This window comes from Rhizobium changzhiense (assembly GCF_013087625.1).
Taxonomy (GTDB): domain Bacteria; phylum Pseudomonadota; class Alphaproteobacteria; order Rhizobiales; family Rhizobiaceae; genus Rhizobium; species Rhizobium sophorae.
Genome location: NZ_JABFCQ010000002.1, coordinates 36,485 through 58,932, shown reverse-complemented (window position 1 = coordinate 58,932; position 22,448 = coordinate 36,485). Strand labels below are relative to the sequence as shown.

Genomic DNA, 22,448 nt, shown 5'->3' with positions numbered 1-22,448 from the left:
CTGCGCGACAAGGAAAAGCATACCCCCAACGCCGCCGACGGTCGCGGTTCGATTACAGCTACGCCGTCATACAAAGAAGGCGGCATCCCCTCGGATACCGCCCTCCCGGCCCAAAAATAGCGCTGCATCACCTAGAGTAAGCTGGCTTACGCAACGTTCAGCACGCTTTCCGGCGCGAAAGCCTCGTAACCCAGTGCGTCGGCGACCGGCTTGCTGGTGATGCGGCCCTTGTGGACGTTGAGGCCGTTCCTCAGATGCTTATCTTCGGCGATGGCGCGCAGGCCGCGATCGGCAAGCGCCAGGCCATGAACCAATGTGGCATTGTTCAGCGCGTGCGCCGAGGTGACCGGCACGGCGCCCGGCATGTTGGCAACGCAATAATGCACGACGCCGTCGACTTCATAGGTCGGATCGGAATGGGTCGTCGCGTGCGAGGTCTCGAAGCAGCCGCCCTGGTCGATGGCGACGTCGACGATGACGGAGCCCTTCTTCATGCCGGACAGCATCTCGCGGGTAACGAGCTTCGGAGCGGCAGCGCCCGGGATCAGCACGGCGCCGATAATGAGATCGGCCGAGAAGACTTCCTCCTCCAGCGCCTGGATGCTGGAATAACGCGTATGGATGCGGCCTGCGAAGATATCGTCGAGCTGGCGCAGGCGCGGCAGCGACTTGTCGAGGATGCTGACATCGGCGCCTAGGCCGGCGGCCATCCTGGCCGCATGCATGCCAACGACGCCGCCGCCGATGACCGCGACCTTGGCGGGCAGCACGCCGGGCACACCGCCGAGCAGGACGCCGAGGCCACCATTGGCCTTCTGTAGCGCGGTCGCTCCTGCCTGGATCGACAGGCGGCCAGCAACCTCCGACATCGGCGCCAGCAACGGCAGGCCACCGCGCTCGTCGGTCACCGTCTCATAGGCGATCGCAGTGACGCCGGAGGCGATGAGACCCTTGGTCTGTTCGGGATCCGGCGCCAGATGCAGATAGGTATAGAGAAGCTGGCCGTCACGGAGCTGCGCCCATTCGGCGGGCTGCGGCTCCTTCACCTTGACGATCATGTCGCACTTTTCGAAGATATCCTTGGCGGAGGCGGCGATCTTGGCACCGGCCGCCGCATAGGCAGCATCATCAGCGCCGATACCGACGCCCGCCTTGGTCTCCACCCAGACCTCGTGGCCGTGGGCAACATATTCGCGCACCGAAGCCGGCGTCAGGCCGACGCGATATTCATGATTCTTGATTTCCTTCGGGCAACCGACACGCATGCGCGTTCCTCTCATTTTATCTCCGCGTCGCGGATTTTTTCAGATGAGGAATCCAACCATCAAGGCAGTGAAATGTCCTTGCAAAGACGATTTGCGAAGACGCGATTTTTCGGCGATTATTGCGTTTCCTCTATCTTTCTTCGAAGGTTCTTCGAATGGCCGATCTCGACACCATCGATCTTGCGATTCTTCGGGCATTGCAGGCAAACGCCCGCATCACCAATGCCGAGCTTGCCGAAAGGATCGGATTGTCGCCTTCGGCATGTTCGCGCCGGCTCGATATCCTGGAAAGAAGCGGCGTCATCGGCGGCTATCATGCGCGGCTTTCACACAAGGCGCTCGACTACAAGATGATCGCCATCGTGCATATCTCGCTCTCCGGCCAGTTCGCCAAGACGCTGGCGGAATTCGAGGCAGCGGTGAAGCTCTGCCCGAACGTGCTCGTCTGTTACCTGATGTCGGGCGAATACGACTATATCCTCAGGGTCGCCGCCCGCGACCTCGAGGACTATGAGCGCATCCACCGCGACTGGCTGTCGGCCCTGCCCCACGTCGTCAAGATCAATTCGAGCTTCGCGCTCAGAGAGATCATCGACAAGCCGAATGTCGGCCTTTGAGGCCTTGCATCTTTGCCGAAAGCCTGCCCAGACTTTCGATGCGCGCAAGCGCTTCCCCACCCAATGGCAAATCATGACATCGAAGACCCAAGGCTATATTTTCGCGCTGCTGGCGATCACCATTTTCTCCCTGCAGGATGCCATCTCGAAACATCTGGCGACGGCCTATCCGCCAATCTTCGTGACGATGATCCGCTACTGGGCCTTCGCGCTTTTCACGATCATCCTCGCTTCGAAGATGCGCGGCGGCATCAAGGCGACGGCCCGCACCAAACGCCCTCTCCTGCAGGTGACCCGCGGCGTGCTGCTTGCCGTCCAGGTGGTTCTGGCCATCACCTGCTTTGCGATGATCGGCCTTGCCCGTTCACAGGCGATCTTTTCCGCGACGCCGATCCTGATCGCGCTGCTGGCGATGCCGATCCTCGGCGAGCGGGTCGGCTGGCGGCGGTGGGCGGCGATCGGCGCCGGACTTTTCGGGGTGCTGCTGATCCTGAAGCCGGAAGGCGAACTTTTCGACGTGAAGCTGCTTCTCGCCGTCATTTCCTGCTTCAACTTCGCCTTCTACGTCATCGCCACCCGTCTGGTCAGCCGCGACGATTCGTCGATGACCAGCTTCTTCTATACAGGCGTCGTCGGCGGCGTCACGATGACGCTCATCGGACCGTTCTACTGGAGCTGGATGTCGCCGGGTGACTGGGGCTGGATGGCGCTCGTCTGCATCACCAGCATTTCCAGCCATTATTTCCTAATCCGCGCCTATGATGTTCTCGATGCCGCCGCCGTCCAGCCGCTGACCTATCTGTCACTTGTCTACGCCTCGGTCATCGGCATGGCGGTCTATGACGAAACGCTCAGTCTCAACACGATCATCGGCTCGATCATCGTGGTTGCCGCCGGCATTTTCACGGTCTGGCGCGAGCATGTGGTCGGAAGCAGGGCCACTGCCGCCAATTGATGTTTCACTGCAATTTTAGCCAAGCCCCTAAAACCATTTCAATTTTCCGGCGCTATGCTCCCTCGCTATACCAAGGGAGACAGTATGACCCGCAACTTGAAAATCACGGCCCGGAAGACTGATCGGAAAAACTGCCGCGTTTTCGGCCATGTCAAATACCTGAACAGCCAGGTGGATGCCCGCATCCTCGACCTATCGCTGACCGGTGCCGCCCTGGAGATGAAGGGGCCGCTCCATGCCGCTTCCGGCAGCAAGGTGCGCATCGAGGCCGAAAACCTCGGGCTGCTCGAAGGCATCATCCGCTGGAAGCATAATGGCCGCGTCGGCATCCAGTTCGATGTGAATTCGAATGCGCGAGCGCAGATTTCGTCCTATTTCCGCTTTTTCCATAAGGAGATGCGACCGGTGCTGGCGATACGCCAACTGGCCAAAGCCGGCGCCAATAGCGACCGGATGCCTCATTTGGCAACGTCGACACTGAAATCGTAAGGCTGCACGGCCTTGGCGCCGAATGAGCGGCTGAGATCGTTCCAGTAGCTGCGATTAACGTTGACGTCGAGGGTGACCGGGCCTTGCGTCTGCGGCAGCCTGGCGCCGAGGTCCCTGACGTCGACAGTGGCGGTATTGGCGTTGGCGCCAGACAGCAGGATCGTTTCCGTGCCGAGCGGCACGTTGACTGCGCCGGGCGCCTGGCTGCTGGGGAGCGGCTCGCTTGATATGATCTGGCCGTCTCCACCGAGGAACTTGATATCGCAGGTCTGGCATTCGCCCTGCGTCCAGCCGGGATTGACTTTCAACTCGACCCGCGGCGGCAGCGAGCGAGTGCCATCCTGAGCATAAGCGACGCCGACGATGCCGAACAGGCTGGCGGCCGGACTGACTTCGATCGGCCTCGGGTTGGCTGCACTACCCTGTGCGGCGGCCATGATGAGGGCCGGTGCGCCGATGCCAAGAAGAAGCGCCTTCTGCAACTGCTGTTCGCGATAGATCAGGGCGATCGCGCCGCCGATAATGAAGAAGACGACGATGGCGGCAAGCGCGCAGGCAACGGAGATCCAAGGGTTTGCCGTCGTCGTCAGCCATTTCTCCACATCGCCGCTGTAGAGCGCCTGCGCCTTGTCGACCAGACTGGGTGCGATGCCTCCGAAACCTCCGACCAAAGCGATAACGACCTTGTTCATAATGCCATCTCCCCAATGGTTCCAGCTGTTGCCACTGTACCATAAATTGCATTTCACGACCATGCCGCTTTCCCGCTGGATTGTTTTGCCGTTCTGTCATTTTCACGGTGTACTCCTCGGCAAATCGTCCTAATTCTGACGGGCCGGACGATGCATGATCCCTATTAGGAGAATTTCCATGTCTTCCATTTTCGATGTTGGCGCGATGAGCCGCCGTTCCCTGCTCGGCGGCCTTGCCGCCACTTCCGCCCTGGTGCTGCTGCACCCTTTCAGCGCGCGCGCCAGTGCCAACCAGGCCCATCTGAGGCTGATGGAAACGACCGACATTCACGTCAACGTCTTCCCCTATGACTATTATGCCGACAAGCCGAACGACACGATGGGCCTGTCGCGCACCGGGACGATCATCGACGCGATCCGCGCAGAGGCCGTCAACTCGCTGCTGATCGACAATGGCGACGTGCTGCAGGGCAATCCGATGGGCGACTATATGGCCTATCAGCACGGCATGAAGGACGGCGACGTCCATCCGGTGATCAAGGCGATGAACACGCTCGGCTATACGGTCGGCACGCTCGGCAATCACGAGTTCAACTACGGCCTCGACTTCATGTTCAAGGTTCTATCAGGCGCAAACTTCCCCTTCGTCTGCGCCAACCTGACCAAGGGCCAGCTCGCCTCGGACCCGAGGCAGGACGATCTCTTCTTCAAGCCCTACATCATCGTCGAAAAGCAGATCAAGGATGGCGCCGGCAATGAGAGCCCCGTCAAGATCGGCTTCATCGGCTTCGTACCGCCGCAGATCATGCTCTGGGACATCAAGAACCTCGAAGGCAAGGCGCAGACGCGCGACATCGTCGAGGCCGCCAAGGCCTGGGTTCCCGCCATGAAGGAAGCCGGCGCCGATATCGTCATTGCGCTCTCGCATTCCGGCATCGATGGCAGCGCACCGTCCGAAAAGATGGAGAACGCCTCGCTGCATCTCGCCGCCGTCGACGGGATCGACGCGATCTTCACCGGCCACCAGCATCTCGTCTTCCCCGGCCCGAAGAGCTGGGACGGTGTGGCCAATGCCGATCCGGTCAAGGGCACGCTGCACGGCAAGCCTGCCGTGATGGCCGGCTTCTGGGGCTCGCATCTCGGCCTGATCGACCTGCTGCTGGAAAAGGATGGCAACAGCTGGAAGATCGTCGATTTCACGTCGGAAGCACGGCCGATCTATCACCGCGACGACAAGAAGAAAGTGGTCGCCGATTACGCCGACAAAAAGGAAGTGGTCGAGGCCGCCAAGGCTGAACACGAGGCAACGCTTGCCTATGTCCGCACCCCCGTCGGCAAGACGTCTGCGCCGCTTTACTCCTACTTCGCGCTGGTCGCCGACGACCCCTCGGTGCAGGTCGTCAGCCAAGCGCAGACCTGGTACATCAAGCAGATGCTGGCCGACACCGCATTCAAGGACCTGCCGGTTCTCTCGGCAGCAGCACCCTTCAAGGCCGGCGGCCGCGGCGGCGCCGACTATTATACCGATGTTCCGGCCGGCGATATCGCCATCAAGAACGTCGCCGACCTCTATCTCTACCCGAATACGGTGCAGGCTGTCGCTATTACCGGCGCCCAGGTGAAGAACTGGCTCGAAATGTCGGCCGGCATGTTCAATCACATCGAGGCGGGCTCAAAGGATGCGGCGCTGCTCAACAACGACTTCCCGTCCTACAACTTCGACGTGATCGATGGCGTCACCTACCAGATCGACCTGTCGCAGCCGCCGAAATATGATTCGTCTGGTAAGCCGATCAATCCGGACGCCAACCGCATCCAGAACCTCGCCTTCAATGGCAAGCCGATCGATCCGGCTCAAAAGTTCGTCGTCGTCTCGAACAACTATCGCGCCGGCGGCGGCGGCAATTTCCCCGAGATCACCGCGGACAAGGTGATCTTCCAGGCGCCGGATACCAACCGCGACGTCATCGTCCGCTATGTCCATGATCAAGGCACGATCAATCCGTCGGCCGACGCAAATTGGACCTTCAAGCCGCTCCCGGGCACGACCGCGACCTTCGAAAGCGGCCCGAAGGCGAAGCAGTTCCTCGCCGAGGTCAAGAGCGTCAAGATCGAGGATGCGGGCGAAGGCGCCGACGGTTTCTCGAAGTTCAGGCTGGTTCTTTAGGAAGACAGTATCAGCGAAGGCGCGGCACCCGCGCCTTCATCATTCGGCTGCGAGCGGCGTACCAGCTTCCTGGAGTTCCGCTATCTGAGCATGGAAATCGGCTTGGCTCGGGCAGGCGGAAAGCCGCGTGCGGAACGCGTCGATCATCCAGGTGGCGGCAGGTCCGGGCGGGTTGGCGAGCTGACGGACCGAATATATGGGATACTCCCCCTGTTCGTAGGCATCCAGATCGAGATGAACGAGCCTGCCGCTCGTCAGATCGTCATGAATCACGGAAGCCGGGAGGCCGCCCCAGCCAAGGCCGGCCGTGATGAGCTGGTGCTTCGTCGCAATATCGCTGACGCGCCACGTCTTGTAGGAGAGTACGTTGAAATCGCGCCCCTTCGTCCGTCCCGACGCATCGGTGACGACGAGCTGCACTTCCTCGCGCACGTCGCCGAGCGTCAGCGGCCGGCCGATTCCGGCAAGCGGGTGGTTATGCGCGGCAACCGGCAACATGAAGGAATGACCGATCCGCTCCGTGACGATCGAATCGTCCTGCTTTAGAACTGCGCCACCGATCCCGATCGTCGCCTTGCCGCTGAGGACAAGATCCATGACCATTCCAAGCTCACCGACATTGAGGCTTAATGAAACGGATGGAAACATCTCGCGGAATTCGCGGAGGACGTCCACCAGGGCTCGCGAAGGCACCATGACACTGATGGCGACGGAAACCTCCGCTTCGAGTCCTTCCCTCAGGCTTTTAACGCGCGCCCGCATGACTTGCAGGTCGCCCAGAATGCGTCGCGCATCCTCAAGCATCGCCTTGCCCGCCTCCGTCAGCTTCGGCTGACGCGCGCCGGAACGCTCGAAAAGCGGCACTTCGAGCTGCGCCTCTAGATTGGCGATCGTATAGCTCACGACCGATTGTGCACGGTTCAGCGCCCGCGAAGCGGCCGAGAAGCTGCCGGTCTCGGCAACGGTCAGAAATACCTGCAATTGGTCCAGAGTGGGGTTTGGCAGCATCCTCTATCCATTCCATCGATAGTTTCGATCGACATTATCACCGTTTTTTCGATAGCAGGCCAGACCTATTTTCCTCATCGAACTGCGGCTCACCTCCCAGTAACGGGCCGTCAAATCCCATTCGAAAGGAAATGCACCATGTCGTCCATCCTTCTTCTGACGTCCAGCCCGCGTGCCGAATCGCTCTCGACGCCGATCGCCGTCGATCTCGCTGAAAAGCTGAAGAGCCAGAATCCGGGCAGCGTCGTCGTTCGCCGCGACCTTGCCGCCAATCCGCTGCCGCATATCGATGACCTCTTCACCGGCGCTATTCGCAAGCCGGCCGACGCCCGCACCGCTGAGGAAACGGCAGCCGTCAAAACCTCCGACGAGCTTGTCAACGAGCTGCTCGCCGCCGACACGATCGTCATCAGCACCGGCCTCATCAATTTCAACATCTATTCGTCGCTGAAGACATGGATCGACAACGTCGCCCGCGCCGGCCTGACCTTCAAGTACACGGAAAGCGGCCCGGTTGGGCTGGCAACCGGCAAGAAGGTCTATGTGGTGCTGGCCTCGGGTGGCGTCTACTCGCAGGGCCCGGCCGCCGCCTTGAACCATGCCGTGCCGTACCTGAAGTCGGTTCTCGGTTTCCTCGGCATCAGCGACATCGAGACCATCTATGTCGAAGGCCTGGCCTTTGGTCCGGAAGCTGCCGAAAAGGCGATCGACGCCGCCAAGTCGCGCGTCCAGGAAATCGCGCTGGCCGCCTGATCGGCTCCTAAACGCTTCACGCAACGGCCGGCCCTTCGCCGGCCGTTTTTCATTTGTCGATATCGGCGACAAAATCCCGCACCGTCGCCAGGATTTCGGCCGAGAGTTCCTCGTCGGAGGAAATCCTGGCAAGGCCGACGCCGCCGGCCATCATCGCGAAGGCCGTGATCGCCTTGCGCCGCCTTTCTCCTTCGTCCGCTCCCGCTGCCTTGCTCGCCAGCGACGCGAAATTGCGCCTGAGCCCGTCCGTCGCAATCCCCCGTGCCTTCTCGCCGCTGCGTGATATATCGGAGGTCAGCGCGGCAAAAGGGCAGCCCTCACCCGGATTGTCGCGATGATAGGCGCTGACATAACGATCGGCGACATCGGCAGCCGTCATCTCCGCCGGGTTTATCCCCTCGGCCTCCAGCTTGCGTCGCCATGAATCGAAAGCGGACTGGATCGCCTCGGCGACCAGATCGTCGCGGGAGGCGAAATGCTTGTAGAAACCGCCGACGGTCAATCCGGCCTCCTTCATCAGGTCGGCGACGCCAACACCTTCGAGCCCCTCCTCGCGCAGCCGCTTCGATGCGGTCTCGACAATCTTCTCGTGCGTCTTCTGTTTTTCCAACTGCGAACGGCCCATCGGAATCTCCCCGGCACTGCCTCTTGACTCATATAGATTATTACCATAATCCTCATGGATAACGATCATAATCCAGATCGTTGCCAATTCCAAGAGGAGCATGAATCATGCGTCTACAAAACAAAGTCGCCCTGATCACCGGCGGAAACAGTGGCATCGGTCTTGCGACCGCCCGGGTCTTCATCGACGAGGGTGCCAAGGTGGTGATCACCGGCCGCAATCCGGAAACGCTCGCGGCTGCCGAAAAGGCGCTGGGCGCCGGCGTGCTGGCGCTGAAGGTCGATGTCACCGATGCCGCTGCCACGGAGAAGGCCTTTGCGGAAGCCGCCGCAAAGGTCGGCAAGCTCGACATCGTCTTCGCGAATGCCGGCATCGGCGGCGCGACGCCGCTCGGCGAGACATCACCGGCGCAGTTTAACCAGATCATCAGCACCAATCTCACGGCGGTTTTCTTCACCGTGCAATCAGCCCTGCCGCATCTCAACGACGGCGCTTCGGTGATTCTCAACGGGTCCGTGCATGCCGTGCTCGGCGCTCCCGGCTGGTCGGCCTATGCGGCGACCAAGGCGGCTGTCCGGGCAATGACGCGTAACATGGCATCCGAGCTCGCGCCGCGCGGCATTCGGGTGAATCAGGTAACGCCCGGCGGCACCAAAACGCCGATCTGGTCGCCGATGGCTCAGACGGAAGATGCCATGTCGGCGCTCGAGGCGCGCATCGGCGGCATGAGCCCGCTCGGCCGCATGAGCGAAGCCGACGAAATCGCCAAGGCGGCGCTCTATCTGGCTTCGGATGATTCGGCCAACGTCACCGGCATCGAGATCACCGTCGACGGCGGCATGACGAGCGCGCCATCCGGCGCCAAGATCTTCCGCGCTGCCTGAATGAGTTTCAGCTGAGTTTCACCACGCCGGAGCGGCCGACGACACAGTTGCGGCCGCTCTTCTTGGCTGCGTAGAGCCTGCCGTCGGCTGCTGTCAGCACGGCGGTGAAATCGACGCCGTCCTCGTCGGCGGTCGCAACGCCGATGCTGACCGTGATCGGCCTGTCATCCGGCGTCTTGACGCTGGTCGCGATCGTCCAGCGCAGGCGCTCGGCAAGCAGCAGACCTTCCTCGTGGTCGGTGCCCGGACAGACGGCAACGAATTCCTCGCCGCCGAAGCGGAAGACGCGGTCGCTGGAACGCAGTGTTGTACCGAGCCGAGCGGCGATCGCTTTCAGCACCTCGTCGCCCTGTAGATGACCGTAGCCGTCATTGACATCCTTGAAGTGATCGGCGTCGATAATGAGGACGGTGGCGAATGACCCCTGCTTCAGTGCCTCGAGCAGCATCAGCGGCGCTTCCATTTCCATGCGCGTCCGATCGTAGACACCGGTGAGCATGTCGCGGCCGGTGCGCTCCAGCAGATCGTTGTAGCGCTCGCGAAACGTCAGGTCGCCGAATACGTCGCTAATCGAGCGTGCGGACCCAGCTGCGCCGATACGGCGAACACGATATTCATAGAATGCGAACATCGCCGCGTAGAGGCAGACGGCAAGCATTTTCGCCTTCCATCCACCCCAGAATGCGGCGATCGGCACATCCAGGAAGTAATGCAGCGCGGCGAAGAAGCCGATCTGGTCGAAGGTCAGCAGCACGAAGCCCGAAATCAGGAAACGCAGGACGACGCGGCGGCGGAAGAAATCGCCGAGTTTTTCATAAAGCAGGATGATGCCGAGCGAATCGACATAAAGCAGCGCCGTGCCCCAGACCATCAGCCAGCCCATCTCCTTGAGGAAATCGACGTCCGGCGTGTGGTTGGTCGATATCTGCAGCGGCTGGTGCAGCTGCAGCACCCAGGCAATACCGACGGTGAGCAGGTTGCCGAGGAAGAGGCCGTAGATCGGCTGGCGCACCGTCGCGGCATCCTCCTGCAGGTAAAGCATCAGGATCATCATCAGCTTGCCGGAGAAGAAGACGGATGAGCCCGGTGACACGTCCCCGAACGGCAGCGAGACATAGAAAACCGCCGCCAGATAGGTCTCCATGAAATGCATGACGCCGAGCGCCGTCAGGAAAACCCCGAGACCGAGCCGATGGCGAAAGTGCAGGAGCGTCACCATCAGCGCGAAATAGGCGACGGCTTCGACGACGAAGAGAAGGAGGTTGAGTGTCTCCATCATCAGACCGCGGCTCCGGACGTTCGGCCTCGTCCTGGCGCGGTGATCGCGACAGCGAATCCATTGGTCAATCGTCCGAAACAGTCAAACACGGGGGTGTCCTGCAAATCCTGCAGGCGATACCTTTCACCGCAATCCTTTAAGATTGCGTGAGCGAAACGCGCTCGCTGGAGGGCAGCCGGTCACACACAGGAATAGTTGCAGCCGGGTATCAGGGACCTATGCCCGGATCCCGATTCAGACCTGACGAAGCTTCTCGCCGTCGCCAAAGAGCGACGAACCATGCTGATCGATGATCTGCTGCGCCTTTCGCACCGTGCATTCGAGCGCGTCATCGGAGGAGGAAAACAGATCGGCGCGGATGAAATTGCGCACCAGCACCTCGTCGCCGACCTTCTTTTCGATGCGGCCGGCAAGGCGATACTGGCCGCCTTCCTTGCGCGGCTCGGCATAGATCGTGCAATCACCGTAAAGCTGCGGCTCGCCGGAAGGGCCTGCCGCCTCCGAAGCCGGTTTGCCGCCGCCGGAGAACATCGAAAAGATATTTGAAATGAACGAAGCCATGCTCCGCCTTTAGCACGACGACATCGCTATCGCCAAGTCAAATGATCAGATTGGCGAGGATCTCGTTTTCGGTGATATCCTCGTAACCCATGCCGGCTGCTTCGAAATTTTCGATTAGCCGGGCGAAATTCTCCGGCGCCTTGGTTTCGATGCCAATCAGGATCGAGCCGAAGTTGCGCGCCGATTTTTTCAGATATTCGAAGCGGGCGATATCGTCGTCAGGGCCGAGCAGATTGAGGAAATCCCGGAGCGCACCGGGGCGCTGGGCGAGCCGCAGGATGAAGTATTTCTTCAGCCCTGCGTAACGCATGGCTCTTTCCTTTACGTCAGGCAGACGCTCGAAATCGAAATTGCCGCCGGAGACGACAGCCACGATGGTCTTGCCGCGGATCGCTTGGCCGTCCATCACGGCGATCGCCGTCAGCGACAGCGCGCCTGCCGGCTCCAGAACGACGCCCTCGACATTCAGCATCTCCTGAATGGTGACGCAGATGGCGTTCTCCGGCATCAATTGCACTTGGCTTGCCGGGAACTCACGAAGAGCGGCGAAATTCAGGTCGCCGATCCGGGCGACGGCTGCGCCATCGACGAAATTGTCGACCTTGGCAAGCGTCGTCACCTTGCCCGCCTCGATGCTGCGCCTAAGGCTCGGCGCGCCGGCGGGCTCGGTGAAGACGAAAGCCGATTTCGGCACCGTGCCGTCGAGATAACCGGTGATGCCGGCAGCCAGTCCACCGCCGCCAACCGGCAGGACAACCATGTCGGGCACCGTTCCTTCCGGCAGCTGCTGCATGATTTCGGCGGCGACGGTCGCCTGGCCTTCAATGATGTCGGCATGGTCGAAGGGCGGCACCATGACGCCGCCCACCGCCTCCACATGTTCGCGGGCGGCCTGGTAGCACTGGTCGAAGAAGTCGCCGAACAGCCGGATGGTGATGAATTCGGCGCCGAACATGCGGGTCTTGTCGATCTTTTGCTGCGGTGTCGTCACCGGCATGAAGACGACGCCCGGCACGCCGAAATGGCGGCAGACGAAGGCAAAACCCTGAGCGTGATTGCCGGCCGAGGCGCAGACGAAGGTCTTGCCGGCAGCACCCTGCCCGATCGCCTTGCGGAAGAAATTGAAGGCGCCGCGGATCTTGTAGGAGCGCACCGGCGACAGATCCTCGCGCTTCAGCCAGATATCGGCTCCGTAGCGGGCCGACAGGTGATCGTTGAGCTGCAGCGGCGTTGCCGGAAACAGGCTGCGCATTGCCTCTTCGGCGCTTTCGACATCAAGTCTCGTCACGGGCGTGGTCCATTCTCATGAGTAGCCACTGCCGCTATGGCATAGGCCGACCGGCAAAAGAAAGCCCGTTTCGGCCATTTCCGGTTCGCTCCCGGGCAAGCCTTTCTTAAGCCAATCGCGAAATCGGCGGCAGATGAACTGATTTTAACTGTCAATGAAAAGCCAAGCCACTAATATGAAACCATGATGATCTTCAAATTTGCAAGGCCGCTCGCCTGGCTGCTGCTCGCCCTCATCCTCTTCGTCACGGTTTCGCCGATCGGGCTGAGGCCGGAAACGGTCACGACGGTCGATACCGACCGCGGGGGCGCCTTTGTTCTCGTCGGCCTCGCCTTCGCGCTCGCCTATCCGAGACAATGGAAGATGGTGGCGGTGCTGCTGATTGCCGGTGCAGTCGCCATCGAATATCTGCAATATCTCACACCAACACGCCATCCACGCCTGCACGATGCCGGCATCAAGGCCGCGGGCGCAGCCCTCGGGCTGCTGGCTGGCTGGCTGATCAACAGGTGGCGCGAGACCAAAGCGCCAAACGCGGTTCCGCTCACAGAGCGATGATCACGATCAGAACAGACCGCACATAATCCCGAAAATCGAATACGGCATCTGTCCAGATCGAAAGTGATAGAGCGTCCTTAGAGCGTCTTCTTAGACGCGCTAAGGACGCTCTAGAACCCGCGCAAATGCATTGCCCAGAAGAATAGCAGTATCGCGGCTATCGCAGTCCCCAGAACAAGTGCGACACTGGTCTTGAAGATGCGGATGCGCCGAACCTTAGTCCCATTCCAATCGTAAACCATCGTCTTACTCCCACAAGACAACCCTTACTCAACTGTCGCGGCGCAATCGTTACGCCGGAAATTCCTTTGTCAAGCGATAACTTGCTTTTATGCACAATATACAAGCAGATTCAATACAGGCATATTCACACAGGATTATGAAGGTGGTGCGGGCGACGGGGGTCGAACCCGTACAGCCAAGGCCGAGGGATTTTAAGTCCCTTGCGTCTACCAGTTTCGCCACGCCCGCTTGCGGCATTTTCAATATCTTGCGTCATGGGCGATGGGAAGAGCCGCAAGGCGTAAAAATCATGCCTGTTTTGCCGGCAGCACCGACGAATGATCGGCCAGGCATTTCCCTCCCGAAAGCGATGAAGGCTGCGCAGTCTGTCGTGGGAGAAAACAGAAAAGACGCGGCGAGCCTCACGCCCGCCGCGCCTTCATTATTTCAGCGTCAAAGATCAGGCGAGCTTGGCAGCAAGCTTGGCGACATGGGCGCCCTGGTATTTCGCGCCTTCCAGCTCGATCTCGGAAGGCTGGCGAGAGCCGTCGCCGTTGGTGATGGTGGAGGCGCCGTAGGGCGAGCCGCCCTTGACTTCCTCGGTGCCCATCTGGCCCTGGAAGGCATAAGGCAGGCCGGCAACGACCATGCCCTGATGCAGGAAAGTCGGGATGAAGCCGAGGATGGTTGATTCCTGGCCGCCGTGCTGGGTTGCCGAGGAGGTGAAGACCGAACCGAGCTTGCCGACGAGCTTGCCGGCGAACCAGAGGCCGCCCGTCTGGTCCCAGAAATTGCGCATCTGCGAGGCGACCGTGCCGAAGCGGGTGCCCGCGCCGACGATGATCGCGTCATAATCCGCCAGTTCGTCGACGGTGGCGATCGGAGCCGCCTGGTCGACCTTGTAATAGGAAGCCTTGGCGACGTCTTCCGGAACCAGTTCCGGAACGCGCTTGACGGTGACTTCGGCACCGGCCGACTTCGCGCCTTCTGCGACGGCGTAGGCCATAGTTTCGATATGGCCGTAAGCCGAATAATAAAGGACGAGAACCTTCGCCATCTTTTATCTTCCTTGAAACATCGGGTTGAATTTCGTGCCCGACGCGATTTCTATCAGCGCGCCTGGCTGAACAAAGCCCCGTGCCGAAGAACTCAGTGTTCACCACTTGGAGACGAAAATTCGCTTGCGGTTTTCACTTCGGCAAAAATGACGCATCGCCCGAATTGAAAAGTTGGAGCATCATGTCGCCCGAACCCCCTGTACTTTTCGGCATCATGCCTCTGGTGTTTGCAAAGCGACCGAACGGCGCTACCTATTTCCCAGCCTCACATCACGGAACATCCCATGAGCCAAGACATCGTCGTCACCGCCGCCATGCTCGCCATCGGCGACGAACTTCTCTCCGGCCGCACCAAGGATAAAAATATCGGCCATCTCGCCGATCTGCTGACGCTTTCCGGCATCGACCTCAAGGAGGTGCGCATAGTCGCCGACGACGAGGACGCGATCGTCGAGGCGTTGAACGCGCTTCGCGGCAAATATGATTACGTCTTCACCTCGGGCGGCATCGGGCCGACGCATGACGACATCACCGCCGATGCTATCTCCAAGGCTTTCGGCGTGCCCTGCGAATACGACGAAACAGCAATGACGCTGCTTGCGGAGATGTACCGCCGCCGCGAGATGGAATTCACCGAGGCGCGGCAGCGCATGGCGCGCATGCCGCGGGGCGCTGTGCATATCGCCAACCCGGTCTCGACTGCGCCGGGCTTCATCATCGGCAATGTCTATGTCATGGCCGGTGTGCCCCAGGTCTTCCAGGCGATGGTCGACAATGTGCTGCCGACGCTTCGGACCGGCACGCCGGTGTTGTCGCTGGCCATCGCCTGCCCTTACGGCGAAGGCGAGATCGGCACGCCGCTGACCGCGATCCAGAAAGCGCATCCGGAAACAAGCATCGGCTCCTACCCGCGCTATATCGGCCAGAAATTTTCGACCGAGATCGTCGTGCGCGGCCGCTCGCAGGCGGTGATCGACGCGGCCGGCGCCGAGGTGCGGGAGATGATCGACGCCATCCGCCGAAGGAAGGACATCGCCGAAAACCATTCCGCCGAGGCTTGAGGGCAACGCCGGAACTCAAGGCCATCCTTGATCCCGATCAAGGAACAGGAAAACGGTCCGGCGCATTCCTTCCCTCGCGCAAGCCCTTTCAGCGCAAGGAGAATTGATATGTCCTACAAAACCATTCTCGCCATTCTCGATACATCCGACAATAGTTCTGCGGTTGCCGATTTCGCCTTTGCCATCGCCGCTGAAAGCGGCGCCCATGTGATCGGCCTTCATGCCGAAATCATTTCCGCCGTGCCGTTGGTCGCGCCGATGGAAATCCCCGATCCCGTTGCCGTGCAGGCGCTGCAGGATATGGCGCATAGCGAAACGATTGCCGTGGAGCGCATCTTCAGGGCGAAAGCGGAGGCGGCTGGCGCCTCCTTCGAATGGCGCAGCTTTGCCACATCAACCGGATACGGCTCCGCCCCGCTGATCGAAAGTGCGCGCAGCGCCGACCTCCTGATCGCCTCGCAGGCCGACCCGGCCAAACCTTCCGACAGCCACGTCGACGTCGACAGTTTCCTTTTCGAAACCGGCCGGCCGGTGCTGATGATCCCCTATATCATCCGCCAGCCGAAGCCGATCAAGCGCGTGCTGATCGCCTGGAACGGCTCGAAGGAGGCGGCGCGCGCGACCTTCGACGCGCTGCCGATCCTCAAAGCCGCCGACGAGGTGGAGATCTTTTCGGTCGATCCGGCCGACACGGCGCTGCAATCGCCGCTGACCGCCGGCGCCGACATCGCCGCGACGCTTGCTCGTCATGGCGTCAAGACGACGCTTTCGACGGCCCAAAGTGTGGATAAGAGCGCATCGCATGTCATCGAGAACCGGCTTTCGGACAGCAGCATCGATCTTCTCGTCATGGGCGCCTATACGCATTCCTGGCTCTGGCAGATGATCTTCGGCGGCACGACGAAGACCCTGCTGCAATCGATGACGGCGCTGACCCTGTTGTCGCGTTGATTGGCTGCTCTTGCCTTTTGCCGGCAAATCCCGCTAATTGCGGCGACCGATGACAGCTTCGAGCCTCGGCCCCATCTCGCGCAGTTCCGGCTGCGCGATTTGCGTTTTGCCAATCGCCGCCTCAAGCCTGTCCGGTCGCCGGCAAACGGCGTGTCGTTTTTTCATGCCGCGGAGCAGCCCGATGTCCCTTCCCGATAAAGCCTTTCCCGTTTCCTGGGATCAGTTCCACCGCGATGCGCGCGCCCTTGCCTGGCGGCTTGCCGGCCTCAATCAGGCGTTCAAGGCAATCGTCTGCATCACCCGCGGCGGCCTCGTTCCGGCGGCTATCATCTCACGCGAGCTGAACATCCGGCTAATCGAGACCGTCTGCGTCGCTTCCTATCATGACTATGTGAACCAGGGCGACATGGTGCTGCTCAAGGGGATCGCGCCCGAACTTCAGGAAAATGGCGGCGAAGGCGTGCTTGTCGTCGACGACCTGACGGATACCGGCAAGACGGCCGCACAGGTGCGTACCATGCTGCCGAGGGCCCATTTTGCCTGCGTCTACGCCAAGCCGAAGGGCGTGCCGACCGTCGACACCTTCATCACCGAGGTGAGCCAGGACACCTGGATCTACTTCCCCTGGGACATGGGCTTCACCTATCAGGAGCCGATCGCCAAGGGCGCACGCTGACACCACCGATCGCGGCGCGCGACCATCGCATTTACCACTTGAAATTGTTCCAATTTTTGTCGGCGCGGTTTCCCGAATCCGCTATCGGGATCTGCACATCTATTTTATCTTGTCCGCATAAACTCGACAGCTGCGAATCACATCAAATTGCGCTTAAAGCGTGCAAGAAACGATGCGATATAAGGAAGCAAGATGGCGCGGTGGGGGCATAGAGGAGCGGTTGTGACCGTCGGGCTGGCGGCATCACTGTTTCCCCTCACGCCTGTCCGCGCCGAGCCTGCTTATATTCCCCTCGTGCGCGACTATGTCGAGAAGCAGATCCGGCCGATCGTGGAAACGCCCTTGGTGCTGAAAGCCATTGCCGAACAGAACGCGGAGTTCGGCAATGTCAGCGAAATGGATATGCGGGTGCTCGACGACACCTACCGATCGGAGGTCGATCAGCATCACCTGCATATGGTCAAGCTGCTGCTCGACAGATCCGTGTCGCATTACCTGAAAGCCAGGCAGGACGCCTCGCAGGGAGCGATCGTCGAATTTTTCGTCACCGACAGTCATGGGCTGAATGTCGGGCAGAGCATCATTACCGCCGATTACTGGCAGGGCGACGAGGAGAAATACCTCAGAACCTTCGCCAACGGCTCGCGCGAGGTCTTCATCGACCGGGCGGAGCGCAACGAATCCACCCAGATACTCGAAACGCAGGCGAGCTTCGTCGTCATGGACGAAGAGAACAGGCCGATCGGCGTGGCGACCGTCACCATCGCCATAGATGCGCTCTGATAGGCGCTTGCATGCGGGCGAATCGGCATGCCCATTTGCACCGGAAATGCCATCACAAGATTTGCCGCAGGGCGCTTTTTTCTCGTTCCGACCTTTTCCTTAGCCGGCAATGCCTGCAAGCCATTGTAATTTCAGCGCTCCCCGGCTTTCCCCAATCTTCACAGGCGCATCCACAAGATGTTGTGGTTAGCAATCAATTAAAAGCCAGCCCTTGACGGAATCAGCTGTTTCAAACTTTACTGTCTCTGATGTTGCGGCGGCGACAGGACCGGAGGTAACGAGCCCGGTTCCCTTTTGAAAATCAGGACGCAGAATCAGGGTGATGGGCCGGGAGCGGTTCAGGCCTGACAGGATCTCTGTGCGATTTTCAGCCTCCAAAAAAAGTGACATTGGGACTGGCGATAATAAGCTGTTAATACTATATTTAGCGTTTGCAGCCACCATCACCACAAGATACAGGAAGGACATCTCCGGATGACACCCCTGTCACGATACGGAAACGCGGCTGGCTGCACGACGATAAAGTGCCGCCGGATAGGAATTTTGCGCCCCGGTCGCGGGGACCGGGCGCCAACACGAGGTCAAGACCATGCGCATCGAACGTCGTTTCACGAAGGCCGGCCAAGGCGCCTATGCGGATATCGAATTCCGCAAGGCGACGAGCGAGATCAAGAACCCCGATGGTTCGGTCGTGTTCCGCCTCGAGAACATCGATGTTCCCGCGCAGTTCTCCCAGGTCGCGACCGACGTTCTGGCGCAGAAGTATTTCCGCAAGGCCGGCGTTCCCACCCGGCTGAAGAAAGTCGAGGAAAACGACGTTCCCTCCTTCCTGTGGCGCTCCGTTCCCGACGATGGCGCGCTGAAGACCCTGTCCAAGGATGAGCAGACCGGCTCGGAAATCGATGCGCGCCAGGTCTTCGACCGTCTTGCCGGCACCTGGACCTATTGGGGCTGGAAGGGCGGCTATTTTTCCTCCGAGGAAGATGCCTCGGCCTTCAAGGACGAGCTTGCCTATATGCTCGCCACCCAGCGTGTCGCCCCGAACTCGCCGCAGTGGTTCAACACCGGCCTGCACTGGGCCTATGGCATCGATGGTCCCGGCCAGGGCCATTTCTATGTCGATCCCTTCACCGGCAAGCTGACCAAGTCCAAGTCGGCCTACGAACACCCGCAGCCGCATGCCTGCTTCATCCAGTCTGTCGAGGACGATCTCGTCAACGAAGGCGGCATCATGGACCTCTGGGTGCGTGAAGCCCGCCTGTTCAAATACGGCTCCGGCACCGGCTCCAACTTCTCGATGCTGCGCGGCGAAGGCGAAAAGCTTTCCGGCGGCGGCCGCTCCTCCGGCCTGATGAGCTTCCTGAAGATCGGCGACCGTGCTGCCGGCGCCATCAAATCGGGCGGCACGACGCGCCGCGCCGCCAAGATGGTGGTCGTCGATATCGACCATCCCGATATCGAGGAATACATCAACTGGAAGGTCAAGGAAGAGCAGAAGGTGGCGGCCCTCGTCACCGGCTCCAAGGTCGTCGCCAAGCATCTGAAGGCGATCATGAAGGCCTGCTTCAATTGCGAAGGCGGCGACAACGGCGATTGCTTCGACCCCAACAAGAACCCTGCCCTGAAGCGTGAAATCCGTGCCGCCAAGAAGGACCAGGTTCCGGAGAACTACGTCCAGCGCGTCATCCAGTTCGCCCGCCAGGGCTACAAGGATCTGCAATTCAAGACCTACGACACGGATTGGGATTCGGAAGCCTACCTCACGGTATCCGGCCAGAACTCCAACAACTCCGTCTCGATCAAGGACGACTTCCTGCGCGCCGTCGAAAATGATGGCGAATGGAACCTGACCGCCCGCAAGGACGGCAGGGTGATGAAGACACTGAAGGCGCGCGATCTCTGGGAAACCATTTCCTACGCCGCCTGGGCCTCGGCCGATCCCGGCATTCACTTCAACACGACGATGAACGACTGGCACACCTCGCCGGCCGGCGGCCCGATCCGTGGCTCGAACCCGTGCTCGGAATATATGTTCCTCGACGACACGGCTTGCAACCTTGCCTCGCTGAACCTCCTACAGTTCAAGGACAAGGCCACCAAGCGCATCAACATCGCCGATTACGAACATGCGGTTCGCCTGTGGACCGTCGTGCTGGAAGTCTCGGTGATGATGGCGCAGTTCCCGTCGAAGCGCATTGCCGAACTCTCCTACGAATACCGCACGCTCGGCCTCGGCTACGCCAATATCGGCGGCCTGTTGATGTCGTCGGGCATTCCCTACGACTCCGCGGAGGCACGCGCCATTGCAGGCTCGCTGACCGCGATCATGACCGGCATCTGCTATGCGACCTCGGCCGAAATGGCTGCCGAGCTCGGCCCGTTCCCGAATTTCGCGCCGAACCGCGAGAGCATGCTCAAGGTCATTCGCAACCATCGCCGTGCGGCGCATGGCGAGAGCTCCGGCTATGAAGCGCTGTCGATCAACCCGGTCGCACTGATCCATTCGGAAAACCCCGACCAGGATCTCGTCGCCCACGCTAAATCGGCCTGGGACAAGGCGCTCGAGCTCGGTGAGCAGCATGGCTACCGTAATGCCCAGGTCTCGGTCATTGCGCCCACGGGCACGATCGGTCTCGTCATGGATTGCGACACCACCGGCATTGAGCCCGACTTTGCCCTCGTCAAGTTCAAGAAGCTTGCCGGCGGCGGCTACTTCAAGATCATCAACCGCGCCGTGCCCGACGCGCTGCGCACGCTCGGCTATTCGGAAAGCCAGATCGCCGAGATCGAGGCCTATGCAGTCGGCCACGGCAACCTGAACCAGGCGCCGGCTGTCAATCCGTCGACGCTAAAGACCAAGGGCTTCACCGACGAGAAGGTGGAAGCCGTCAACGCCGCGCTGAAAAGCGCCTTCGACATCAAGTTCGTCTTCAACCAGTGGACGCTCGGTGCCGACTTCCTCAAGGACACGCTGAAGGTTTCCGACGAACAGCTGGCCGACATGAGCTTCAGCCTGCTCGATCATATCGGCTTCTCCAAGAAAGACATCGAAGCCGCCAACATCCATGTCTGCGGCGCGATGACGCTGGAAGGCGCGCCCTTCCTCAAGGCCGAGCATCTGCCGGTCTTTGATTGCGCCAATCCCTGCGGCAAGATCGGCAAGCGCTACCTCTCGGTCGAAAGCCATATCCGCATGATGGCGGCGGCCCAGCCCTTCATCTCGGGCGCGATTTCCAAGACGATCAACATGCCGAACGAGGCGACCGTCGAGGATTGCAAGAACGCCTACATGCTGTCGTGGAAGCTCGGCCTCAAGGCCAACGCGCTCTATCGCGACGGCTCGAAGCTGTCGCAGCCGCTCAACGCCTCGCTGATCGAAGACGAGGACGACGAGGATGCGCTGGAGGAACTGCTGCAGGCGCCCCTCGCCGCCCAGGCTGTCACCGTCACCGAAAAGATCATCGAGCGGGTGATCGAGCGTGTTTCCCGCGAACGCGAGAAGCTGCCGAACCGCCGCCAGGGCTATACCCAGAAGGCCGCCGTCGGCGGACACAAGGTCTATCTCAGAACCGGCGAATTCGGCGACGGCCGCCTCGGCGAGATCTTCATCGACATGCACAAGGAAGGCGCTGCCTTCCGTGCGATGATGAACAATTTCGCCATCGCCATCTCGCTCGGCCTGCAATATGGCGTGCCGCTCGAAGAATATGTCGAGGCCTTCACCTTCACCAAGTTCGAGCCGGCCGGCATGGTCATCGGCAATGATGCGATCAAGAACGCTACCTCCATCCTCGACTACGTCTTCCGCGAACTTGCCGTCTCCTATCTCGGCCGCCATGACCTCGCCCATGTCGATACGTCGGATTTCTCGAACACGGCACTCGGCAAGGGCATCCAGGAAGGCAAGACCAACCTGCTCTCCACCGGCTGGACCCGCGGCTACAAGCCGACGCTGGTGTCCGGCACCGGCGGCGAACGCCAGGCGGCGGCCGAGCCCAAGGGTGCGGCGACCGCCGCCCCTGCCCGCGCCACGTCCACCGGCACCGTGACCGCCTTTGCCGGCAGCGCTGCCCGCAAGCTGGAGCCAACCGTTGCCATCTCCACCTCCGAAATCGTCGCCTTCAAGCGCGATTACGAAGAGCGCGCCAAGGAACTGGCGGAAGAGATCGCCGAAGAGGTGACCGAGGAAATCACCAGCGACGCAACGGCCTTGTTCTCCGACAAGGCGGCGGCAGACGCGGCAACGGCGAAATCCGAAGCCAAGAAGCGGGAAGCCGAACGCCGCCAGCGCTCGATCATGCAGGGCTATACCGGCAACATGTGCTCGGAGTGCCAGAACTTCACGATGGTGCGGAATGGGACTTGCGAGAAGTGCGACACGTGTGGTGCGACGAGCGGGTGCAGCTGATCATTCGCCCTCCTCTTCTCATGTGTGAGCGGGTGAATCAGGAAATGCAGCAGGCTGCTTTCCCTCATATCGAGAATTTCCCAGGTGGCAGGTCGCCTGGGAAATGCCTGAAGGAACAAAACAGGATCAAAAATTCGTAAGCCGCCAA

At 60.6% G+C, this 22,448-nt stretch carries 21 protein-coding genes and 1 tRNA gene; 12 read left to right on the top strand and 10 right to left on the bottom strand.

What is annotated here, in order from left to right; translation table 11 throughout:
• Nucleotides 1–146: 146 nt before the first annotated feature.
• Nucleotides 147–1,265 (bottom strand): alanine dehydrogenase, encoded by a 1,119-nt coding sequence (gene ald, locus G9X68_RS09650; RefSeq protein WP_168316675.1) that lies wholly within the window; start codon nucleotides 1,263–1,265, stop codon nucleotides 147–149.
• Between the two features lie 155 nt (nucleotides 1,266–1,420).
• Between ald and G9X68_RS09645 the strand changes: the two genes are divergently transcribed.
• The 3 genes from G9X68_RS09645 (at nucleotide 1,421) to G9X68_RS09635 (ending at nucleotide 3,326) form a co-directional block, all read left to right on the top strand.
• Nucleotides 1,421–1,882 carry an Lrp/AsnC family transcriptional regulator gene (locus G9X68_RS09645; protein ID WP_003538804.1) on the top strand — a complete coding sequence of 154 codons (462 nt, stop codon included), beginning with the start codon at nucleotides 1,421–1,423 and terminating at the stop codon, nucleotides 1,880–1,882.
• 73 nt (nucleotides 1,883–1,955) lie between these two features.
• A complete protein-coding gene (locus tag G9X68_RS09640; RefSeq protein ID WP_168310162.1) occupies nucleotides 1,956–2,837 on the top strand; it encodes a DMT family transporter in 882 nt (293 codons plus the stop codon).
• Nucleotides 2,838–2,921: 84 nt separating this feature from the next.
• Nucleotides 2,922–3,326 carry a PilZ domain-containing protein gene (locus tag G9X68_RS09635; protein ID WP_168310161.1) on the top strand — a complete coding sequence of 135 codons (405 nt, stop codon included), beginning with the start codon at nucleotides 2,922–2,924 and terminating at the stop codon, nucleotides 3,324–3,326.
• On the opposite strand, the gene G9X68_RS09630 is transcribed toward G9X68_RS09635, so the two are convergent.
• Complete coding sequence (locus G9X68_RS09630; RefSeq protein ID WP_171602226.1) at nucleotides 3,296–4,018, bottom strand: hypothetical protein; 723 nt, start codon at nucleotides 4,016–4,018, stop codon at nucleotides 3,296–3,298. The genes G9X68_RS09635 and G9X68_RS09630 overlap by 31 nt on opposite strands.
• A gap of 178 nt (nucleotides 4,019–4,196) precedes the next feature.
• Between G9X68_RS09630 and G9X68_RS09625 the strand changes: the two genes are divergently transcribed.
• Complete coding sequence (locus G9X68_RS09625; RefSeq protein ID WP_168310159.1) at nucleotides 4,197–6,185, top strand: bifunctional 2',3'-cyclic-nucleotide 2'-phosphodiesterase/3'-nucleotidase; 1,989 nt, start codon at nucleotides 4,197–4,199, stop codon at nucleotides 6,183–6,185.
• Nucleotides 6,186–6,224: 39 nt separating this feature from the next.
• Here the strand turns inward: G9X68_RS09625 and G9X68_RS09620 are convergent, their stop codons facing one another.
• Entirely contained in the window at nucleotides 6,225–7,193 is a 969-nt protein-coding gene (locus G9X68_RS09620) for a LysR family transcriptional regulator (protein ID WP_168310158.1), read from the bottom strand.
• A gap of 138 nt (nucleotides 7,194–7,331) precedes the next feature.
• On the opposite strand from G9X68_RS09620, the gene G9X68_RS09615 reads away from it, so the two are divergent.
• Complete coding sequence (locus G9X68_RS09615) at nucleotides 7,332–7,946, top strand: FMN-dependent NADH-azoreductase (RefSeq protein ID WP_168310157.1); 615 nt, start codon at nucleotides 7,332–7,334, stop codon at nucleotides 7,944–7,946.
• Nucleotides 7,947–7,995: 49 nt separating this feature from the next.
• Here the strand turns inward: G9X68_RS09615 and G9X68_RS09610 are convergent, their stop codons facing one another.
• Nucleotides 7,996–8,571, bottom strand: a complete 576-nt coding sequence (locus tag G9X68_RS09610) for a TetR/AcrR family transcriptional regulator (protein WP_168310156.1) — start codon at nucleotides 8,569–8,571, stop codon at nucleotides 7,996–7,998.
• Between the two features lie 107 nt (nucleotides 8,572–8,678).
• Here G9X68_RS09610 and G9X68_RS09605 point away from each other — a divergent pair, with 107 nt between their 5' ends.
• A complete protein-coding gene (locus G9X68_RS09605) occupies nucleotides 8,679–9,455 on the top strand; it encodes an SDR family oxidoreductase (RefSeq protein ID WP_168310155.1) in 777 nt (258 codons plus the stop codon).
• A gap of 7 nt (nucleotides 9,456–9,462) precedes the next feature.
• On the opposite strand, the gene G9X68_RS09600 is transcribed toward G9X68_RS09605, so the two are convergent.
• The 3 genes from G9X68_RS09600 to ilvA form a co-directional block, all read right to left on the bottom strand.
• Nucleotides 9,463–10,734 (bottom strand): GGDEF domain-containing protein, encoded by a 1,272-nt coding sequence (locus G9X68_RS09600; RefSeq protein ID WP_168316569.1) that lies wholly within the window; start codon nucleotides 10,732–10,734, stop codon nucleotides 9,463–9,465.
• 234 nt (nucleotides 10,735–10,968) lie between these two features.
• The gene (locus G9X68_RS09595; protein ID WP_003538786.1) at nucleotides 10,969–11,295 is read right to left on the bottom strand and encodes an HlyU family transcriptional regulator; all 327 of its coding nucleotides are present in this window, start codon (nucleotides 11,293–11,295) and stop codon (nucleotides 10,969–10,971) included.
• Nucleotides 11,296–11,332: 37 nt separating this feature from the next.
• On the bottom strand, nucleotides 11,333–12,583 hold the full coding sequence (gene ilvA / locus G9X68_RS09590; RefSeq protein WP_168310153.1) for a threonine ammonia-lyase: 1,251 nt from the start codon (nucleotides 12,581–12,583) through the stop codon (nucleotides 11,333–11,335).
• 183 nt (nucleotides 12,584–12,766) lie between these two features.
• Here ilvA and G9X68_RS09585 point away from each other — a divergent pair, with 183 nt between their 5' ends.
• Nucleotides 12,767–13,141: a VanZ family protein gene (locus G9X68_RS09585; protein ID WP_168316567.1), complete on the top strand. Its 375-nt coding sequence runs from the start codon at nucleotides 12,767–12,769 to the stop codon at nucleotides 13,139–13,141.
• A 386-nt stretch (nucleotides 13,142–13,527) separates the two neighbouring features.
• Here G9X68_RS09585 and G9X68_RS09580 read toward each other — a convergent pair.
• Together G9X68_RS09580 and wrbA are read right to left on the bottom strand one after the other, a co-directional pair.
• Nucleotides 13,528–13,612: transfer RNA gene (locus G9X68_RS09580), tRNA-Leu, on the bottom strand.
• A 211-nt stretch (nucleotides 13,613–13,823) separates the two neighbouring features.
• A complete protein-coding gene (gene wrbA, locus G9X68_RS09575) occupies nucleotides 13,824–14,420 on the bottom strand; it encodes an NAD(P)H:quinone oxidoreductase type IV (protein ID WP_003538774.1) in 597 nt (198 codons plus the stop codon).
• Nucleotides 14,421–14,705: 285 nt separating this feature from the next.
• On the opposite strand from wrbA, the gene G9X68_RS09570 reads away from it, so the two are divergent.
• The 4 genes from G9X68_RS09570 (at nucleotide 14,706) to G9X68_RS09555 (ending at nucleotide 17,892) form a co-directional block, all read left to right on the top strand.
• Nucleotides 14,706–15,482 carry a competence/damage-inducible protein A gene (locus G9X68_RS09570; protein WP_168310151.1) on the top strand — a complete coding sequence of 259 codons (777 nt, stop codon included), beginning with the start codon at nucleotides 14,706–14,708 and terminating at the stop codon, nucleotides 15,480–15,482.
• 108 nt (nucleotides 15,483–15,590) lie between these two features.
• Nucleotides 15,591–16,433, top strand: coding sequence for a universal stress protein (locus G9X68_RS09565; protein ID WP_168316565.1), 843 nt, complete (start codon nucleotides 15,591–15,593; stop codon nucleotides 16,431–16,433).
• 181 nt (nucleotides 16,434–16,614) lie between these two features.
• Nucleotides 16,615–17,109, top strand: a complete 495-nt coding sequence (gene gpt, locus G9X68_RS09560; RefSeq protein ID WP_168310149.1) for a xanthine phosphoribosyltransferase — start codon at nucleotides 16,615–16,617, stop codon at nucleotides 17,107–17,109.
• A gap of 192 nt (nucleotides 17,110–17,301) precedes the next feature.
• Nucleotides 17,302–17,892: a hypothetical protein gene (locus G9X68_RS09555; protein ID WP_168310148.1), complete on the top strand. Its 591-nt coding sequence runs from the start codon at nucleotides 17,302–17,304 to the stop codon at nucleotides 17,890–17,892.
• Nucleotides 17,893–18,078: 186 nt separating this feature from the next.
• Here G9X68_RS09555 and G9X68_RS09550 read toward each other — a convergent pair whose 3' ends face one another.
• A complete protein-coding gene (locus G9X68_RS09550; RefSeq protein ID WP_171602225.1) occupies nucleotides 18,079–18,360 on the bottom strand; it encodes a hypothetical protein in 282 nt (93 codons plus the stop codon).
• Nucleotides 18,361–18,481: 121 nt separating this feature from the next.
• On the opposite strand from G9X68_RS09550, the gene G9X68_RS09545 reads away from it, so the two are divergent.
• Nucleotides 18,482–22,300, top strand: a complete 3,819-nt coding sequence (locus G9X68_RS09545; protein WP_171602224.1) for a vitamin B12-dependent ribonucleotide reductase — start codon at nucleotides 18,482–18,484, stop codon at nucleotides 22,298–22,300.
• Nucleotides 22,301–22,448 lie beyond the last annotated feature (148 nt).

What these genes read in the sequence shown, in the direction of transcription:
- G9X68_RS09610 (WP_168310156.1), bottom strand. Translation starts at nt 8,571, where the DNA reads ATGGGCCGTTCGCAGTTGGAAAAACAGAAGACGCACGAGAAGATTGTC.
- G9X68_RS09625 (WP_168310159.1), top strand. Translation starts at nt 4,197, where the DNA reads ATGTCTTCCATTTTCGATGTTGGCGCGATGAGCCGCCGTTCCCTGCTC.
- G9X68_RS09630 (WP_171602226.1), bottom strand. Translation starts at nt 4,018, where the DNA reads ATGAACAAGGTCGTTATCGCTTTGGTCGGAGGTTTCGGAGGCATCGCA.
- G9X68_RS09545 (WP_171602224.1), top strand. Translation starts at nt 18,482, where the DNA reads ATGCGCATCGAACGTCGTTTCACGAAGGCCGGCCAAGGCGCCTATGCG.
- G9X68_RS09595 (WP_003538786.1), bottom strand. Translation starts at nt 11,295, where the DNA reads ATGGCTTCGTTCATTTCAAATATCTTTTCGATGTTCTCCGGCGGCGGC.
- G9X68_RS09600 (WP_168316569.1), bottom strand. Translation starts at nt 10,734, where the DNA reads ATGATGGAGACACTCAACCTCCTTCTCTTCGTCGTCGAAGCCGTCGCC.
- ald (WP_168316675.1), bottom strand. Translation starts at nt 1,265, where the DNA reads ATGCGTGTCGGTTGCCCGAAGGAAATCAAGAATCATGAATATCGCGTC.
- G9X68_RS09640 (WP_168310162.1), top strand. Translation starts at nt 1,956, where the DNA reads ATGACATCGAAGACCCAAGGCTATATTTTCGCGCTGCTGGCGATCACC.
- wrbA (WP_003538774.1), bottom strand. Translation starts at nt 14,420, where the DNA reads ATGGCGAAGGTTCTCGTCCTTTATTATTCGGCTTACGGCCATATCGAA.
- G9X68_RS09565 (WP_168316565.1), top strand. Translation starts at nt 15,591, where the DNA reads ATGTCCTACAAAACCATTCTCGCCATTCTCGATACATCCGACAATAGT.
- G9X68_RS09615 (WP_168310157.1), top strand. Translation starts at nt 7,332, where the DNA reads ATGTCGTCCATCCTTCTTCTGACGTCCAGCCCGCGTGCCGAATCGCTC.
- G9X68_RS09605 (WP_168310155.1), top strand. Translation starts at nt 8,679, where the DNA reads ATGCGTCTACAAAACAAAGTCGCCCTGATCACCGGCGGAAACAGTGGC.
- G9X68_RS09585 (WP_168316567.1), top strand. Translation starts at nt 12,767, where the DNA reads ATGATGATCTTCAAATTTGCAAGGCCGCTCGCCTGGCTGCTGCTCGCC.
- G9X68_RS09555 (WP_168310148.1), top strand. Translation starts at nt 17,302, where the DNA reads ATGGCGCGGTGGGGGCATAGAGGAGCGGTTGTGACCGTCGGGCTGGCG.
- G9X68_RS09550 (WP_171602225.1), bottom strand. Translation starts at nt 18,360, where the DNA reads ATGTCCTTCCTGTATCTTGTGGTGATGGTGGCTGCAAACGCTAAATAT.
- G9X68_RS09620 (WP_168310158.1), bottom strand. Translation starts at nt 7,193, where the DNA reads ATGCTGCCAAACCCCACTCTGGACCAATTGCAGGTATTTCTGACCGTT.
- G9X68_RS09570 (WP_168310151.1), top strand. Translation starts at nt 14,706, where the DNA reads ATGAGCCAAGACATCGTCGTCACCGCCGCCATGCTCGCCATCGGCGAC.
- gpt (WP_168310149.1), top strand. Translation starts at nt 16,615, where the DNA reads ATGTCCCTTCCCGATAAAGCCTTTCCCGTTTCCTGGGATCAGTTCCAC.
- G9X68_RS09635 (WP_168310161.1), top strand. Translation starts at nt 2,922, where the DNA reads ATGACCCGCAACTTGAAAATCACGGCCCGGAAGACTGATCGGAAAAAC.
- G9X68_RS09645 (WP_003538804.1), top strand. Translation starts at nt 1,421, where the DNA reads ATGGCCGATCTCGACACCATCGATCTTGCGATTCTTCGGGCATTGCAG.